The following is a 16,445-nucleotide window of genomic DNA, read 5'->3' as shown; positions in this document are numbered from 1 at the left end:
GATTGAGAGGGCGGCGGGACGGGCGGCTATTGTTCGAATCTGCACCGCGCGTACGGTGCTAAGAACTGTCCGTCAGAAGGGTCCCGCTCGAGTGTCCATCCTCACCGGCTCCGACATCCTCGTCACCGGAGGCACCGGTTCCTTCGGCCGGGAGTTCGTCCGGCACGCGCTGGACCAGCTGAACCCGCGCCGGATCATCGTCTTCAGCCGCGACGAGCTCAAGCAGTGGGAGGTCCGCCAGCGGTTCGGCGACGACCCCCGGCTGCGGCTCTTCCTCGGTGACGTCCGGGATCGGTCCCGGCTGCTGCGCGCCATGCACCGGGTCGACTACGTCATCCATGCGGCCGCGCTGAAGCAGGTCGACAGCGGCGAGTACAACCCGTGGGAGTTCGTCCAGACCAACGTGGTCGGTTCGCAGAACGTCATCGAGGCCGCGATCGACTCCGGCGTGAAGCGCGTGGTGGCGCTGTCCACCGACAAGGCGTCCAGCCCGATCAACCTGTACGGCGCGACCAAGCTGACCGCGGACAAGCTGTTCATCAACGGCAACCACTACGCGGCGGCGTACGACACCCGCTTCAGTGTGGTCCGGTACGGCAACGTGATGGGCAGCCGCGGCTCGATCATCCCGAAGTTCCGGGCCCTGCACGCGGCCGGCCAGTCGCTGCCGATCACCGACCTGCGCTGCACCCGGTTCCTGATCACGCTGCCGCAGGCGGTCGAGTTCGTGGTCGACTCGTTCGACCTGATGACCGGCGGCGAGCTGTACGTGCCGCGGATCCCGTCGATGAAGGTGACCGACCTGGCCGAGGCGATCGCGCCCGGCGCGAAGATGCACGACATGGGCCTGCGCCCGGGCGAGAAGCTGCACGAGGAGATGATCAGCCCGGAGGAAGGCCGGCGCGCGCTCGCGCTCGGCCAGCGGTTCGTGCTGCAGCCCGACCTGGCCAGCTGGGGCTATCTCCCCCCGGCCGACGGCATCCCGGTGGCGGACGGGTTCCACTATGCGTCGGACACCAACGACCTGTGGTACTCGATCGACGAGATCCGCAAGATCCTGGAGAGCGACGTCTAGCAATGTTGCCGTACGGACGTCAGTCCATTTCTGAGGCGGACATCGAGGCGGTCACCGCCGTACTCCGCGGCGATTGGCTCACGACCGGGCCGGCTGTCACGGCCTTCGAGGACGCCGTGTCGGAGCTGGCCGGCGGACACCGCACGGTCAGTTGTACGTCGGGGACCGCGGCCCTGCACATCGCGTACGCCGCTCTCGGCGTGGGACCGGGTGACGAGGTCGTCACCACCCCGATGACCTTTGTCGCAACGGCATCCTGCGCGGCGATGCTCGGGGCGAAGGTGGTCTTCGCGGACGTCGACGAGGACACCGCGTTGATCGATCCCTCGGCCGTCGACGCGGCGCTGACCGAGCGCACGAAGGTGATCGCGGCCGTCGACTACGCCGGCCAGGCCGCGGAGTACGCCGTACTGCAGCCGCTGGCGGACCGGGTCGGCGCGCGCACCCTCGCCGACGCGGCGCACTCGATCGGTGGTTTCGCCGACGGCCGTCCGGTCGGGGATCTGGCCGACGTGACCACGATGTCGTTCTTCCCGACCAAGAACCTCACCACCGGCGAAGGCGGCGCGGTGGTCTGCAAGGACCCGTCGATCGGCCAACGGGCGCACGAGTTCCACTTCATCGGCCTCGTCCGCGACCCGGACCGCTTCGAGATCACCGACGAAGGCCCGTGGCATCAAGAGGTGCACGAGTACGGCGTGAACTACCGGCTGACCGACCTCGGGGCCGCCCTCGGGTTGTCGCAACTCACCCGGCTCGCGGAGTTCAAGCGCCGCCGGTCCGAAATCACCGCCCGCTACAACGCGGCGTTCCACGGCGTGGATGGCCTGCGTACGCCGGTGCAGCGGGCCGGCGTGGATCCGGCCTGGCACCTCTATCCGGTCCGCGTCCTCGGCGGCCGCCGCCGCGAGGTGTTCGAAGGCATGCGGGCGGCGGGCATCGGCGTCCAGGTGAACTACATTCCGGTTTACTGGCACCCGGTGTTCGCGCGGCAGGGGTACCGGCGCGGCCTGTGCCCGAACGCCGAGGCTTTCTACGCTGAGGAGTTGTCGCTGCCCCTCTTCCCCGACCTGACCGACGCCGATGTCGACCGGGTGATCGACACTCTGACGAAGCTGGTTCGTTAACGTGACTGATGTGACCCGATCGAACTTGATCGGCGGAGAGATGCTCAACTGGTCGGATCTGCACCCGGTCGACGCCCGCCCCCCGGCCGCCGGACCCGCAGCCACAGCACTCCTGGCCGCCGCCCTCCAGCCCCGGGACTCCGTGCTGATCGCCGGCCCGCACGCCGTCGACGTGATCACCGCTGTCGCCGCCCGGGTCACGTCGGTCGACCTGCTGCTGCGCTCGGCCCCGGACGCGGAGGAGATCGCCGAACTCCTCGACGACACCAAGGGCCAGGTCTTCTGCGGCGCCCTCGACCGCTTCGGCGCCGACGAGACGTACGACGTGATCGTCGCGCTCGACGGCCTCGAGCGGCTGGGCGGCCCGGACACCCCGAAGCTGACCTGGACCGAGGCCCTCGCCCGTCTCCGGTCCCGGCTCGCTCCGACCGGCCGGTTACTCCTCGGCGCCCAGAACTCCTTCGGCGTCGAACGTTTGATCCAGCCCGCGATCACCGCGGCCCTCCCCCGCGACGAGGACTGGGCCCGCGACGTAGCCGACACCGCTCCCGCCGGCATCAAACCGCTGCAGGCCGCGCTGCGCGGCGCAGGTGTCGAGATCGCTCAGACCTACGCAGTCTTCCCGTCCCTGGTCGAAGCCCAACTCGCTGCGACCTCGGTGCGTGGTCTGGCGGCTGTCGCCGCCGCCAGGTCGGTTGCCGCACGCAACGCGGGCCCGACGCTGATGGACCCCTACCGCCTGGTGCTGGACGCAACTGCGGCGGGCCTGGGCAGCGACCTCGCACCCGCGTGGTACTTCGTCGGCGGGGCCGAGCGGCCGGGAGACGCCGCCTCCACCAGCCCCAGCGTGCTTCCGGAGGGCGCCGTCCCCACCGGTTCCGGTGTCCTCTTGGAGGAGCACCTTCTGGCTGCCTTGCGGGTCGATGACCAGGCGACTTTGCGCCGGATCATCCCCGACTACGCGGCCTGGCTCGGCACGGGCGGTGCGGGGTCGCCGGACAACGTGATCCTGGACGGGACGTCGTACCGGCTGTTCGGGGAGGCGCAGGACGGGGATGTGGTCACGCATCTCACCCGGTTCGCGCGGCGGGTGCTGGAAAGTGGCTCACGGCAACCATGGCCTGCGGGTGGCGATCCGCAGGCGTTGACGGCGCGGCTGGCGTCGATGGCCGGGATCACTGTGACAGAAGAGGTTTCGGCCTCGGCCGAGGTGATCCGGCCGATGGGGAGTGCCGAGCAGCTCGCGACCGTGGCGCGGCTCGCGGACGAGCTGGCGCACGCGAGCGCCCGGGCGATCCTGTTCGAAGGCACGGTCAGCGGGATCCGCCGGTCGCTGCCCTACCGGGTCGGCCACGCGGTGCTCAACCCGGCCCGGGTGATCCGCCGCCGCGTGAAGCGCCTGCTGCGGAAGGTGCGCCGCTGATGCACCACGCGAACCACTTCTACGGGCACGCCAACATCATGGCGTCGTACGCCGGACTCGCGAAGCCGCCGCGGATCTGGGGTTACCTGCAGCACGGCTGGAACATCCTGGACGGCTTCGCCCACGGCACCACCTTCGCACCCGGGACGCCGAAGTTCGTCTGGTCCGACAGCGTCCGCCGGCGCGGCCACTCGATGGGCCTGCGCAACTACTCGGTGATCGGCTCGGTCTGGCTCTACCTGCTCGAGGTGCATCCCGAGCTGGCCACGCCGGCAAAAGGTGCCGCGGGCACCATCTTCTACCCGTTCCACGGCTGGGAAGGCCAGCACGTGCTGGGCGACCACGGCCGGCTCGTTGCCTCGATCAACGAGCATGAGACCGGCCCGGTGACCGTCTGCCTGTACTGGAACGAGTACGGGAAGCAGGAGATCCGCAATCTCTACCAGGAGGCGGGCTTCCGCGTGATCACCCATGGCTACCGAGGCCTGCACTGGCGCCGGACCGACGCCAAGTTCCTGGTCAAACAGTTGCGCGAACTCCGCAGACACACGCGGGTCGCGTCCAACCGGCTCAGTTCCGCCGTCCTGTACGGCGCGTCGATCGGCCTGCAACCGGGGGTCTACGGCGACCCGATGGTGCTGGAACACGAACATCCCTCGTTCGGCGGGCAGGCCAGGATCAAGCGGCTCTGGCCGGAGCTGGACCAGCCGTTCGTGCCGCCCGCGATCGCCCGTGAGTTCACCGACACCGAGCTGGGCGCCGGCCATCTCGCCGGCCCGGCCGAGATCCGGGAGTTGTTCCGATGGAACCCCTGACCATTGGCATCGTCACGCAGGTCCGGGTGACCAGCTCGCGGCTGCCGGCCAAGGTCCTGCTGAGCGTCCGCGGCCGGACCTATCTCGAGCATCACCTCGACCGGCTGCGTGGCACCGGCCTTCCGGTGATCGTGGCGACCACCACGAACTTCAACGACGACGTCGTGCTGGAGGTGGCCGCGCACGCCGGCGTCCCGGTCTTCCGCGGCAGCGAGGACGACGTCCTGAGCCGCTTCGCCGGAGCGGCCCGCGAGCACGGTCTGGACGGGATCGTCCGGGTGACGTCGGACTGCCCGCTGATCGATCCGGAGGTCGTTGCCGCCGGCGTCGATCGCTGGCGGACCGAGAACGATCTCGATCTCTACGTCTCGAACTGCCTCGAGCGGACCTACCCCCGGGGCATGGACTTCGAGATCTTCTCCGCGGCCCGGCTGTACGACGCCGAGGCCAAGGCGACCCTGCGACCCGACCGTGAGCACGTGACGCCGTACCTGCATCAGAACCGGTCCGGCGAGATGCGGCTGCTGAACCTGCCCTGGTCCGGCGGCGGAGCGCAGTACCGGCTGACCCTGGACACCCCGGACGACTGGAAGTTGCTCGACGCCCTCATCGAGGACTTCGACGCGACCGCCCTGAACTGCGCCGAACTGGTCGCGATCCTCGATGCGAATCCGCAACTGGCCACGCTCAACGCGCACATCGAACAGAAGAAGCTCGGCGAGTGACGACGCGGCAGGCTGCTGCTACGGCATGATTTGCGGTGATGACCACCGATGATCCAGGTTCCGAGCCGGCGAACGAGGCCCGCGCGAAGTCGTTCGGCGCGGTAGCGGCGGCGTACGACGCCGGCCGGCCGACGTTTCCGGGTGAGGCGCTGACCTGGATCCTGGGCCGGGGCCGCGGACTGCAGGTCCTGGATCTGGGCGCCGGCACCGGCAAGCTCGCCGCGGTGGCCGCCGGGCTCGGGCACGATGTGGTCGCGGTCGACCCGTCGCAGGAGATGCTCGAGGTCTGCCGCCGGCGACCCGGCATCGACACCATGGTCGGTGCGGCCGAGTCGATCCCGCTGGCGCACGCCTCGGTGGACGCGGTGATCGTCGGTCAGGCCTTCCACTGGTTCGACCACGCCCGCGCGCTGCCCGAGATCGCGCGGGTCCTGCGGCCGAACGGCGTACTCGGCCTGCTCTGGAACAACGCCGACACCGTCGTCCCCTGGGTCCGCCGGATGGTGCACGCGATGCAGGGCAGTGACCACATCGCCGGCGACCGGTTCGACCCGATGCCGATCCTGCTGCAGTCGGATCTGTTCGCCCTGGTGGAGACCGCCCGGTTCCGGCACTGGCAGGATCTGGACCGGCTGGGCCTGCGGCAGCTGGCCCTGTCGCACTCCCGGATCGCGGTCCTGACCGAGTCCCGTCGCGAGGCCGTGCTCGACCAGGTCAATGCTCTGTACGACACCACCGCGCGTCCTCCCGAGCCGCTGCGGATGCCGTATTTCACCGACTGTTACCGCGCTCGTCCCAGCGATCTGGCGAATTACCGCCGTACTCTCGACGCGCCGGTCGCCCCGCATCTCTAAAACGGGCGAAACGTTTTGGTTGCGGTAGGTCACAAACACGCGACTTGCGGCTAACGTGCACCTGTTCGTGTCCAGCAAAAGGGGATCTCATGGACGAGCAAATGGTGCGCGAGCGCGATGCCCGCGCCTATGAGGCGGTGTACGAGACAGCCGACTTCACCGAGCTGCGACGGCGCTACAAGAATTTCGTCGTGCCGTGGACCATCACGTTCATGGCCTGGTACCTGGCCTATGTCGCCTGCTGCAACTGGGCCCGCGACTTCATGGACCACAAGGTGGTCGGGCACGTCAACGTGGCGCTGATCTTCGGCCTGCTGCAGTTCGTGTCCACCTTCGTGATCGCCGCGCTGTACGGCCGGTTCGCGAACCGGAAGCTCGATCCGCTCGCCCAGGGGCTCAACGCCAAGTACAAGAGGGAGCGCCGCCGGTGAGCGCAATTCCTGTGTTGTTGCCGCTGGCCGACGCCGAGCCGGGCAACCGGGCGCTGACCATCGCGCTGTTCGGCGCGATCGTCGCCGTGACGCTGTACATCACCTGGTGGGCGTCCCGGCAGAACAAGACCGCCGCCGACTACTACGCCGGCGGCCGCTCGTTCAGCGGCGCGCAGAACGGCCTCGCCATCTCCGGTGACTACATGTCCGCGGCGTCGTTCCTCGGCATCTCCGGCTCGATCGCGCTCTACGGGTACGACGGCTTCCTGTACTCGATCGGGTTCCTGGTGGCCTGGCTGGTGGCGCTGCTGCTGGTCGCCGAGCTGCTGCGGAACTCGGGCCGGTTCACGATGGCCGACCAGCTCGCGTACCGGATGCGGCAGCGGCCCGTCCGGACCGCGGCCGCCACCTCCACGATCGTGGTGTCGATCTTCTACCTGCTGGCCCAGATGGTCGGCGCGGGCGCGCTGGTCGGGCTGCTGCTCGGGGTCAAGAGCGAGGGTCTGAAGGCGGGCGTGATCATCCTGGTCGGCGCGCTGATGATCATCTACGTGACCTTCGGCGGCATGAAGGGCACCACCTGGGTGCAGATCGTCAAGGCCGTGCTGTTGATGTCCGGCGCGGTCCTGATCACCTTCCTGGTGCTGCTGAAGTTCCACTTCAACCTCTCCGAGCTGCTCGGCGCGGCCTCGGCAAAGTCCGGCAAGGGCGAGGCGTTCCTGCAGCCCGGACTGCTGTACGGCAAGGACCTGACCGGTCAGATCGACTTCCTGTCGCTCGGCCTCGCGCTGGTCCTCGGTACGGCGGGCCTGCCGCACATCCTGATCCGCTTCTACACCGTGCCGGACTCGCGGGCCGCGCGCCGGTCGGTGCAATGGGCTATCGGTCTGATCGGTGCGTTCTACCTGATGACGCTGGCACTCGGGTTCGGCGCGGCCGCGCTGCTGGACACCAGCAAGGGGTCGGCTGTGGCCGAGTCGAAGGGTAACGTCGCCTCGCCGCTGCTGGCCGAATCCGTCGGCGGTGGCGCGGGTTCGCTGGGCGGCTCAATCCTGCTCGCGTTCATCGCGGCAGTGGCGTTCGCGACCATTCTCGCGGTGGTCGCCGGTCTGACCTTGACCTCGGCCTCGTCGTTCGCGCACGACCTCTACGCCAACGTCATCGCGAAGGAGAAGCCGTCCGAGCAGAGCGAGCTGCGGGTAGCCCGGTTCGCCGCGATCGGGATCGGCGCGGTCTCGATCGCGCTGGCGATCCCGGCGCAGAAGCTGAACATCGCGTTCCTGGTCGCACTCGCCTTCGCGGTCGCGGCGTCGGCGAACCTGCCGGCGCTCCTGTTCAACCTGTTCTGGAAGCGGTTCAACACTGCGGGCGCGGTCTGGAGCATCTACGGCGGCTTGATCTCGGCCGTCGTTCTGGTGGTGTTCTCACCGGTGGTGTCCGGCAAGCCGACGTCGATGATCACCAGCGCCGACTTCTCCTGGTTCCCGCTGTCGAACCCGGGCATCGTTTCGATCCCGCTCGGCTTCCTGTTCGGCATCCTGGGCACGTACCTCGGCCGGGACAAGTCGAGCGAGGACCGCTACCACGAGCTCTCCGTCCGGTCCCACACCGGCGCCGGCGCGGAAGGCGTCGCCAAGCACTAGTTCTGGCACTCAAAGGGCCGGTTCGCGTTCTGCGAGCCGGCCCTTTCAGTTGATCTGGAAGATCGTCGCGAACACATCCAGGTCCGCGGCGCTTGCCTGCCGGCCGACGATCCCGTCGGCGCGGGCTTTCGCGCCGTCGATCGCACCGGTCAGCAGCGGTGTCAGCGGCGCCATCGCCTCGACGACGACCACGGTGGCCGGCGTCGGCTCGGGGAACGGGCCGGGCGCCGCCGTCAGCGTCGGGCCGGAGCTGAGCGCGTGCACGACGATGTCGCCGAAGCGCAGTTCGTAGGCGAGCTTCCCGGTCCCGCGCTTCGGTGGGTGGTACGTCGACCGCAGCGCCATCACCAGCGAGTCCGCGGTGGCGATCTCGCCGGGCCGGAGCTCCCCGAGTGACCGCGCTCCCCAGCGGCCGAGCGCGAGTACGACGGGCTCCAGGTCCAGCCCGTACGGCGTGAGCTCGTAGACGATCGCGCCCGACGGCCGGGGCTGCACGTGGCGCTCGACCAGGCCGGCGCTCTCGAGCTCCTTGAGCCGGGTGGCGAGGACGTTGGTCGGGATCTTCGGCAGGCCGGAGCGCAGATCCGTGTAGCGCTTCGGGCCGACCAGCAGGTCGCGGACGATCAACAGCGCCCAGCGCTCCCCGACGAGCTCGAGCGCCCGGGCGACCCCGCAGTACTGGCCGTAGGTCTTCGTCGTCATGTCTCCAGTCTACTTGACAGAGTCTGCTTGTTTTTTACAAGCTTGCTTCATGACGACGATGACGAAGCAGCAGCGCGAGGAGTTCCTGGCCGGTCAGCACATCGGGGTCGTGAGCGTAGGCCGCCCCGACGGGTTGCCGCCGACCACCGTGCCGACGTTCTACGCGTACGAGCCGGGCGGCACGCTGACGATGTTCACCAACACCCAGGGCCGGACCACCGCCCGGGGCGAGGCGATCAAGTCGGCGGGCGTCGTCACGTTCCTGGTCCAGGAGGAGACCTGGCCGGCGAAGTACGTCGCGGTCGAGGCGACGCTGGACTCAGCCACCCGGCCGACGATCGAGCAGATGCTGACGATCACGCGCCGGTACATGCCCGAGGAGGCCGCGCAGCAGTTCGCGCACGCCGAGGTCGACAACCCGGACAGCACCATCGTCTTCTTCAGCTTCACCCCGACCCGCTGGTTCTCCGGCGACTACTCCTGACTTCCCCTGGATCAGGAAGCAGATCAGCGGCCTGCTCGGCCGCTGACCGCTGCCAAAGCCCCACCAAGCGTCACGAGGCGTTGACGCTCGCGTAGCCATGCCGTAACAATAAGCCAGCGTCACGCAAGAAACGAGCAAAACTAGAGCAAGTTTCCGACTTCGCGTGGCGGCTATTCCCTTGCGTCCTCACCCCCGCCCACCAGGAGAGGCCATGCGAATCCCGAACTGGCGGCTGCCAACCGCCTTGCTCGCCGCGAGTCTCGCGCTCGCGGCCGCCCCGCTCGTCCCCCCGACCCCGGCCGGCACCGCGGCCGCCGCCGTACTGGCCGGACCGAACCTCGCCGCCGGCAAGGCCGCGTCGGCCAGCAGCGTCACCCAGACCTACGTCGCGTCGAACGTGACCGACGGCAACCAGGGCACCTACTGGGAGAGCGCCAACAACGCGTTCCCGCAGTGGGTCCAGGTCGACCTCGGCTCGTCCGTCGCGACCAACCAGGTCGTGCTCAAGCTGCCGACGGCGAACTGGGGTGCCCGCAACGAGACCCTCGCGGTCCAGGGCAGCACCGACGGGCAGAACTTCACCGACCTGTCCGCGTCCGCGTCCCGCGCGTTCAACCCACCGAGCAACACCGTGACGATCGACTACGGCACGGCGACCGCGCGCTACGTCCGGATCCGGATCACCGACAACACCGGCTGGCCGGCCGGACAGCTGTCCGAACTCGAGGTCTACGGTCCGGCGACCGGTGACACCCAGGCTCCCACCGCCCCGGGCAACCTGGCCTTCACCGAACCCGGCACCGGCCAGATCCGGCTCAGCTGGAACGCCTCGACCGACAACGTCGGCGTCACCGGGTACGACGTGTACGCGAACGGGCAACTGCGGACCAGCGTGGCCGGCACTGTGCTCACCTACACGGACAACCAGCCGGGCAGCGCGTCGATCACGTACTTCGTTCGCGCGAAAGATGCCGCTGGCAATCAATCGCCGAACAGCAACACGGTGACCCGCAACGGCAGCAGCGGACCCGGCAGCAACCTCGCGCTGGGCAAGCCGATCACCGCGTCCGGGTACACGTTCACCTATGTCCCGGCCAATGCCAACGACGACAACGTCCAGACCTACTGGGAGGGCGACGCCAATCCGGCCACGCTGACCACCCAGCTCGGCGCGAACGCGGACCTCAGCTCGATCGTGATCCGGCTCAACCCGGACTCGGCCTGGGGACCGCGGACGCAGACATTCTCGATCCTCGGGCGGGAGCAGAGCGCGTCCGGGTTCACCACGATCGTGCCGAGCGCGGCGTACAACTTCAGCCCGGCGAGCGGGAACAGCGTGACGATCCCCGTCAGCGCGCGGGTGGCTGACGTACGACTGAACTTCACCGGCAACACCGGCGCACCGGCCGGCCAGGTCGCCGAACTCCAGGTGATGGGCGTGCCGGCGCCGAACCCGGACCTCACGCTCTCCGACGTGTCCTGGACGCCGACCTCGCCGGTCGAGACGGACACGATCACGATCCGCGCGACCGTCAACAACGGCGGTACGGCGGACTCCCCGGCGACCGACGTCAACTTCTACCTCGGTGCCACCAAGGTCGGTACGGCTGCCGTCGGCGCACTCGCGGCCGGGGCGTCGACAACGGTCAGCGCCTCGATCGGCACCCGCGACGCCGGCAGCTACGCCCTCAGCGCGAAGGTCGACGAGTCGAACACCGTCATCGAGCAGAACGACGGGAACAACACGGCGAACGCGTCCGGACCACTGGTCGTGACCCCGGTTGCGAGCTCGGATCTGATCGCGGCTGCGGTCAACTGGACGCCGGGCAATCCGGCCGCCGGGAACTCCGTCGCCTTCTCGGTCACCTTGAAGGACCAGGGCAGTGTCGCATCGGCATCCGGCGCACACGGCATCACGTTGACAGTGCTCAACGGCGCCAATGTCGTGACCACCCTGACCGGCTCGTACAACGGCTCGATCGCGGCCGGCGTGACCACACCCGCTGTTGCCCTCGGCAACTGGACGGCGGTGAACGGTCGCTACACCGTGCGCGTCGTACTCGCGGACGACGCGAACGAACTGCCGGTCAAGCGGACCAACAACACCAGCGAGCGGCCGTTCTTCGTGGGCCGCGGCGCGAACATGCCGTACGACCACATGGAAGCCGAGGACGCCTCCATCGGTGGCGGCGCGTCCGTGATCGGACCGAACCGGACCATCGGCGACCTGGCCGGCGAGGCGTCCGGACGGCGCGCGGTGACGCTGAACTCGGACGGCTCGTACGTCGAGTTCACCATGCGGGCCAGCACGAACACCCTCGTTACCCGGTTCTCGATCCCGGACTCGGCGGGCGGTGGCGGCCAGACGTCGTCGATCAGCGTCTACGTGAACGGCAGCTTCGCGAAGACGTTGCCGATGACCTCGAAGTACTCCTGGCTGTACGGCGCGGAGGCTTCGCCGAACAACTCACCAGGGTCCGGGCCGGCCCGGCACATCTACGACGAAGCCAGCATCATGCTGGACCAGACCTACCCGGCCGGGACCAAGATCCGGCTGCAGAAGGATCCGTCGAACGGTACGACGTACTCGATCGACTTCGTCGACACCGAGGCCGCGACGCCGATCGCCAACCCTGGCACGGGTTTCGTGACGCCGGCCGGGTTCACCCAGCAGGACGTGCAGGGCGCACTCGACCGGGTGCGCCAGGACACCACGCTGCAGGGCGTGTACCTGCCGGCGGGTGACTACCAGACGTCGTCGAAGTTCACCCTGTACGGCAAGGCGATCAAGGTGGTCGGCGCGGGACCGTGGTTCACCCGCTTCGTGGCACCGCAGACCCAGTCGAACACCGACGTCGGCTTCGACGCGCAGTCGTCCGCGAACGGGTCGACGTTCAGCGGATTCGCGTACTTCGGCAACTACGACAGCCGCAACGATGGACCGGGCAACGTGTTCAACTTCGCGAACACCTCGAACATGACCATCGACAACGTCTGGGCCGAACACCAGATGTGCCTGTACTGGGGCGCGAACACCGACAACTCGGTGATCAAGAACTCGCGGATCCGGGACTCGTTCGCCGACGGCATCAACATGACCAACGGCTCGGCCGGCAACACCGTCAGCAACAACGACGCCCGGTCCACCGGGGACGACAGTTTCGCGCTCTTCAACGCCACCGACAACGGCGGCGGCGAGGTCCGGGACAACGTCTTCGAGAACCTGTCCGCGTCGCTGACCTGGCGGGCCGCCGGCTTCGCGGTGTACGGCGGGACGAACAACGTGTTCCGCAACCTGAACGCCGCGGACATGCTCACCTATCCGGGCATCACGATCAGTTCGCTCGACTTCGGCATCCCGATGAACGGCTTCGGCGCGACCCCGCCGACCCAGTTCCAGAACGTCTCCGTGGTGCGGTCCGGCGGTCACTTCTGGGGCAACCAGGCGTTCCCCGGGATCTGGATCTTCTCGGCGTCGAAGGTCTTCCAGGGCATCCGCGTCAGTGATGTCGACATCGTCGATCCGACGTACAGCGGCATCATGTTCCAGACCAACTACGTCGGCGGGCAACCACAGTTCCCGGTCGCCGACACCGTCCTGACCAACGTCACCATCTCCGGCGCGCAGAAGAGCGGCGACGCCTTCGACGCGAAGTCCGGCTTCGGCATCTGGGCCAACGAACTCCCCGAACCAGGCCAGGGCCCAGCCGTCGGCAACGTCACCTTCAACAACCTCACCCTCACCAACAACGCAGTAGACATCCGCAACACCACCACAACCTTCACCATCACCCGCAACTGACCCACACCCCAGGGGCCGCCGGACACCCTCTCCGCCGGCCCCTGGCAGGTTGCACCCACCACGTATTGCCTTGTTCTGCAGCAGTCTGGGGCATTTCGATCTGCCCCGACCTGCCCCGGTGTCACACCCGCAGCCCTGCCTCCGCACGTGCAAAGGTCGAACCTTGCACTCAACAGGGCGGGGAAATGCCGATCCACGTATTCGTCGACGAGACCAAGGCTCGAGGGCTGCTGATGGCTGCTGCGCGCTGCCCGTCGGGCGATGTCACCGTTGCGCGCAAGGCACTCAAGGGAGTGCTGTTGCCGGGACAGGAACGGCTGCACTTCAACCACGAGAGACCCGCACGTCGCAAGCAGATCCTTGAGGTGATTACGGGGATCCATCTGCTCGTGGATCTGTATCGCGCGGATCGGGACACGCATGCGGATCGCCGTCAGTGTCTCGAGGCGATCGTCAGGGACTGCGCTTCGTCCGCCGAGCGGCTTGTCGTTGAGTTGGAGGAGTCGACGTATGAGCATGATCGCCGGTGGCTGCGTGACGCCACTCGTCGCTTCGGCTGCCACGAGACGCTTCGGTGGGACGTGCTGGTTGCCAAGGCCGACCCGTTGCTTTGGATGCCGGATGCGGTTGCCTGGAGCTGGATGCGCGGTGGTGAGTGGCGACGAGCCGTGGCGCCGTTCTGTCAGCTGAGAGGGCTGTGAACGCGCGAAACCCGGCTCGTCCACCGTCCGGTGGGCTGCCGGGTTCACTTCCGGGGGACTCTTGTCCCCCGGCGTACTCAACTGTAGCGGGTGTCGGCGGTTCGGGGAGGGGGTTTGGGGATCTGCCCCAGGTTGCCCTGGGTTGCCCCGGACAACAGGTTGTGGGCGGTGGGGGTTAGGGAGTGGAGGGCGGTGCCGTTGGTGCGGTGGGTCGTGAGGAGGCCGGCGGAGCGGAGGACTCGGGTGTGGTCGGAGGTGGAGGCCAGGGAGATGCCGACGCGGCGGGAGAGTTGGGTGGTGGTGGCGGAGTGGCTGAGGGCGCGGAGTACGGCGGCCCTGGTGCGGCCCAAGAGGTCGGCGAGGGCGTCGGGGGTGGCTAGGTCGTCGGTGGGCAGGTCGGCGCAGGGGTAGACGAGGACTGGGCGACGGCCGGGGGCGTCCAGGGCCAGGCATTCGGCGGTCAGGGACGACGGGTAGAGCTCGAGGCCCCGTCCGTTCAGGTGGATGTCCAGCGTCGACCCGCCGGTCAGGCCGTAGCTGGTCAGCACCGGTGTGAACCACTCGACGTCGGGATGGAGTGAGCCGAGGAGCGCGTCGACGCCGCCGTGGAGTACTGCCCGTGAGCGGACCGCCAGGTCGGCGCCGTATCGACGCTGTAGTTCGGACGTCGCGGCGTATGGATGAAGCTCGCGGACGGCGACTCCCAGCGCGCGGCCGGCTCCGGCGCGGCCGCTGAGCAGACCTTGCATGAAGAGGTCGGGCTCGGCCGGGAGCCAGGGGCCGAGCTCGTCGCGGACCACTTCGGCCGGGGTGTTCATAAGGATCTCCACCGCTGGTTCCAGACCAGACCCCGGCACCGCGGGGGTGAGGAAGTCGGGGAACTGCCCGGTCGGGGCGATCAGCTTGAACAGCGGCCGCATCGACGGCGTGACCCGGTGTCCGACGTCGCGGCGCCACCGCCGCGCGATCGGCGGGATCGCGCGGTCGCCCAGCGCGCGGGCCGCGAGGGCGGTGTCCCACAGCGTATGAGGTTCGGCGGGGAACGTGACCCGGCCGAGGTCCGCGGCGGTGAAGTGGATCCGGATCATCTCCCGATTGTGCCCGCCCGCAGGTCAGCTCACCGACCACTTCGGTTCTGGCCGAATCCGGTCGCGACCGACCGCCGGCCCACCCCACGCTGTCGCGATGAAGCGGATGGTGGTTCTCTCGATCCTGGTCCTGATGGTGTCCGGACAACCCGCGGTGGCTCATGCCAGTCACACGCGACCCTCGACGTACGTCGTCTCGACCACGCCAGGCGAGACGCTCGAAGGGATCGAGGTCACGCGCGACGGCACCATGTATGTCACCAGCGTCGGGACGGGTGCGGTCTATCGCGGCAGCACGTCGTCTCCACGCTTGAAGCTCTTCCTGCCCGCGGGCACTGACGGCCGGACCTCGGCGACCGGCGTCCACGTCGACCGGTGGGGCCGCGTGCTCGTCGCCGGCGCGAGTACGTCGAAGCTCTTCCTGTACGACGCTCGCGGCCAACTGCTCGTCGTCCGCGAAGCTACCCCGGGCTCGTTCCTCAACGACTTCACGATCACGGGCGACGCGGTCTACGTCACCGATTCCGCGAACAACCAGATCTGGCGCGCGCCCCTCACCCGCCACGGACTGGGCGAGCTGAAGCCCTGGCTCACCCGCGACCAGATCCAGCCGATCCCGTACTTCCTCAACGGCATCGTCACCGACGGCCGCACCCTCCTGGTCGGCGAGCAAGGTCAGGACGTCACCTATCGCATCGACCTGCTGACCAAGCAGGTCAGCGTCCTCGAGGTGCCCAACGGCATCCTCTCCGGCGACGGATACCTGCTCGAAGGACACCACCTGTACGCCGTCTACAACGCGGGCGGCGGCAAGTACGTCACCAGGCTCGCACTGCTGAACCATGACCTGACCAAGGCGACCCTGGTCGCGGACTCGAGCCCGGGAGCAGCCGGCGCCACGCCGACGACGATCGCCCGCGACCGCGGCCAGCTGCTGTGGGTCAACAGCCAGCTCGACGTCGCCCCGGGCACCCCGCCGTACACGGTCTCGGTGGTGCCCGGCCTTCACTAGAGGTCGTCGGCGAGGCGGGATAGGGCTTGGCCGGCGTTGAGGATCAGGGCCTGGTCGGCTTCGTCGAGGCGGTGGAGGAGTTTGCCCAACTCGTCGGCGGCCTGGCGGCCGGAGGCTTCGACCGTGGCGACGCCGGCCTCGGTGAGGACGACCGCGGTGGCCCGGCCGTCGACGGGGTCGGGCTCGCGGCGAACGAGCCCGGCCTCCTCGAGGGACGCGACCGTGGTCGTCGCGGTGGGCTGTGAGCACGGCACCCGGGCGGCGATCTCGCCGATCCGGATCGGTTGCTCGTCGGCGATCAGCATCAGCGCCAGGAACTGCGTCGGGTGCAGATCCGTGGTGGTTCTGCTCCGGCGCAGGTGCCTGACGATCCGGTGCATGCTCACCAGCAGTTGCAGGGTCTCCTGCGCCATCGCGATCACCTCCGAAGGAAGCGCCATCCTGGCACAGCTGAGAGCGATCTCCTATGACTGGTTCCAGCGGATGTCCGGCTTGTAGAGATCCAGCCACGTCGCCAGGGACAACGTTTGCTCCAAGTGCCTGCGCGCTTCCGGGGCAGCTGA

15 protein-coding genes are annotated in these 16,445 nt (G+C 68.4%); 12 read left to right on the top strand and 3 right to left on the bottom strand.

Going from position 1 to position 16,445, the window contains the following annotated elements; translation table 11 throughout:
• The first annotated feature begins 91 nt into the window (after positions 1–91).
• The 8 genes from pseB to OG555_RS15910 all read left to right on the top strand — a co-directional run bounded on the left by pseB (position 92) and on the right by OG555_RS15910 (position 8,093).
• Positions 92–1,075 (top strand): UDP-N-acetylglucosamine 4,6-dehydratase (inverting), encoded by a 984-nt coding sequence (gene pseB, locus OG555_RS15945; protein ID WP_329483672.1) that lies wholly within the window; start codon positions 92–94, stop codon positions 1,073–1,075.
• Positions 1,076–1,077: 2 nt separating this feature from the next.
• The gene (locus OG555_RS15940; protein WP_329483671.1) at positions 1,078–2,202 is read left to right on the top strand and encodes an aminotransferase class I/II-fold pyridoxal phosphate-dependent enzyme; all 1,125 of its coding nucleotides are present in this window, start codon (positions 1,078–1,080) and stop codon (positions 2,200–2,202) included.
• Positions 2,203–2,212: 10 nt separating this feature from the next.
• Positions 2,213–3,625, top strand: coding sequence for a hypothetical protein (locus tag OG555_RS15935; RefSeq protein WP_329483670.1), 1,413 nt, complete (start codon positions 2,213–2,215; stop codon positions 3,623–3,625).
• Positions 3,625–4,440, top strand: a complete 816-nt coding sequence (locus tag OG555_RS15930) for a hypothetical protein (RefSeq protein WP_329483669.1) — start codon at positions 3,625–3,627, stop codon at positions 4,438–4,440. Before OG555_RS15935 ends, OG555_RS15930 begins: the two co-directional genes overlap by 1 nt.
• Positions 4,428–5,165 (top strand): glycosyltransferase family protein, encoded by a 738-nt coding sequence (locus OG555_RS15925; RefSeq protein ID WP_329483668.1) that lies wholly within the window; start codon positions 4,428–4,430, stop codon positions 5,163–5,165. Before OG555_RS15930 ends, OG555_RS15925 begins: the two co-directional genes overlap by 13 nt.
• Before the next feature lie 38 nt (positions 5,166–5,203).
• On the top strand, positions 5,204–6,019 hold the full coding sequence (locus tag OG555_RS15920) for a class I SAM-dependent methyltransferase (protein ID WP_329483667.1): 816 nt from the start codon (positions 5,204–5,206) through the stop codon (positions 6,017–6,019).
• Positions 6,020–6,108: 89 nt separating this feature from the next.
• On the top strand, positions 6,109–6,450 hold the full coding sequence (locus OG555_RS15915; RefSeq protein WP_329483666.1) for a DUF485 domain-containing protein: 342 nt from the start codon (positions 6,109–6,111) through the stop codon (positions 6,448–6,450).
• Entirely contained in the window at positions 6,447–8,093 is a 1,647-nt protein-coding gene (locus OG555_RS15910) for a solute symporter family protein (RefSeq protein ID WP_329483665.1), read from the top strand. The genes OG555_RS15915 and OG555_RS15910 overlap by 4 nt, the downstream gene beginning before the upstream one ends.
• Before the next feature lie 45 nt (positions 8,094–8,138).
• Here the strand turns inward: OG555_RS15910 and OG555_RS15905 are convergent, their stop codons facing one another.
• On the bottom strand, positions 8,139–8,795 hold the full coding sequence (locus OG555_RS15905; RefSeq protein ID WP_329483664.1) for a winged helix-turn-helix transcriptional regulator: 657 nt from the start codon (positions 8,793–8,795) through the stop codon (positions 8,139–8,141).
• 49 nt (positions 8,796–8,844) lie between these two features.
• On the opposite strand from OG555_RS15905, the gene OG555_RS15900 reads away from it, so the two are divergent.
• The 3 genes from OG555_RS15900 (at position 8,845) to OG555_RS15890 (ending at position 13,782) form a co-directional block, all read left to right on the top strand.
• Positions 8,845–9,279, top strand: a complete 435-nt coding sequence (locus OG555_RS15900; RefSeq protein WP_329483663.1) for a pyridoxamine 5'-phosphate oxidase — start codon at positions 8,845–8,847, stop codon at positions 9,277–9,279.
• A 211-nt stretch (positions 9,280–9,490) separates the two neighbouring features.
• Entirely contained in the window at positions 9,491–13,081 is a 3,591-nt protein-coding gene (locus OG555_RS15895; protein ID WP_329483662.1) for a discoidin domain-containing protein, read from the top strand.
• A 233-nt stretch (positions 13,082–13,314) separates the two neighbouring features.
• Positions 13,315–13,782 carry a hypothetical protein gene (locus OG555_RS15890; RefSeq protein ID WP_329483661.1) on the top strand — a complete coding sequence of 156 codons (468 nt, stop codon included), beginning with the start codon at positions 13,315–13,317 and terminating at the stop codon, positions 13,780–13,782.
• A 77-nt stretch (positions 13,783–13,859) separates the two neighbouring features.
• Here the strand turns inward: OG555_RS15890 and OG555_RS15885 are convergent, their stop codons facing one another.
• Entirely contained in the window at positions 13,860–14,870 is a 1,011-nt protein-coding gene (locus OG555_RS15885; protein WP_329483660.1) for a winged helix-turn-helix domain-containing protein, read from the bottom strand.
• A 97-nt stretch (positions 14,871–14,967) separates the two neighbouring features.
• On the opposite strand from OG555_RS15885, the gene OG555_RS15880 reads away from it, so the two are divergent.
• A complete protein-coding gene (locus tag OG555_RS15880) occupies positions 14,968–15,882 on the top strand; it encodes a superoxide dismutase (protein WP_329483659.1) in 915 nt (304 codons plus the stop codon).
• Here the strand turns inward: OG555_RS15880 and OG555_RS15875 are convergent.
• The gene (locus OG555_RS15875) at positions 15,879–16,322 is read right to left on the bottom strand and encodes a MarR family winged helix-turn-helix transcriptional regulator (RefSeq protein WP_329483658.1); all 444 of its coding nucleotides are present in this window, start codon (positions 16,320–16,322) and stop codon (positions 15,879–15,881) included. The genes OG555_RS15880 and OG555_RS15875 overlap by 4 nt on opposite strands.
• Positions 16,323–16,445: the final 123 nt, after the last annotated feature.

The organism is Kribbella sp. NBC_01484, from assembly GCF_036227145.1.
Lineage (GTDB): Bacteria > Actinomycetota > Actinomycetes > Propionibacteriales > Kribbellaceae > Kribbella.
Note: the sequence above shows the minus strand (reverse complement) of the source record. Positions and strands in the feature narration are given on the sequence as shown.

Bases quoted from the DNA above. Each gene is read 5' to 3' on its own strand.
- OG555_RS15940 (WP_329483671.1), top strand. From the start codon at position 1,078: ATGTTGCCGTACGGACGTCAGTCCATTTCTGAGGCGGACATCGAGGCG.
- OG555_RS15930 (WP_329483669.1), top strand. From the start codon at position 3,625: ATGCACCACGCGAACCACTTCTACGGGCACGCCAACATCATGGCGTCG.
- OG555_RS15925 (WP_329483668.1), top strand. From the start codon at position 4,428: ATGGAACCCCTGACCATTGGCATCGTCACGCAGGTCCGGGTGACCAGC.
- OG555_RS15920 (WP_329483667.1), top strand. From the start codon at position 5,204: ATGACCACCGATGATCCAGGTTCCGAGCCGGCGAACGAGGCCCGCGCG.
- OG555_RS15915 (WP_329483666.1), top strand. From the start codon at position 6,109: ATGGACGAGCAAATGGTGCGCGAGCGCGATGCCCGCGCCTATGAGGCG.
- OG555_RS15905 (WP_329483664.1), bottom strand. From the start codon at position 8,795: ATGACGACGAAGACCTACGGCCAGTACTGCGGGGTCGCCCGGGCGCTC.
- OG555_RS15900 (WP_329483663.1), top strand. From the start codon at position 8,845: ATGACGACGATGACGAAGCAGCAGCGCGAGGAGTTCCTGGCCGGTCAG.
- OG555_RS15895 (WP_329483662.1), top strand. From the start codon at position 9,491: ATGCGAATCCCGAACTGGCGGCTGCCAACCGCCTTGCTCGCCGCGAGT.
- OG555_RS15890 (WP_329483661.1), top strand. From the start codon at position 13,315: ATGGCTGCTGCGCGCTGCCCGTCGGGCGATGTCACCGTTGCGCGCAAG.
- OG555_RS15885 (WP_329483660.1), bottom strand. From the start codon at position 14,870: ATGATCCGGATCCACTTCACCGCCGCGGACCTCGGCCGGGTCACGTTC.
- OG555_RS15880 (WP_329483659.1), top strand. From the start codon at position 14,968: ATGAAGCGGATGGTGGTTCTCTCGATCCTGGTCCTGATGGTGTCCGGA.
- OG555_RS15875 (WP_329483658.1), bottom strand. From the start codon at position 16,322: ATGGCGCTTCCTTCGGAGGTGATCGCGATGGCGCAGGAGACCCTGCAA.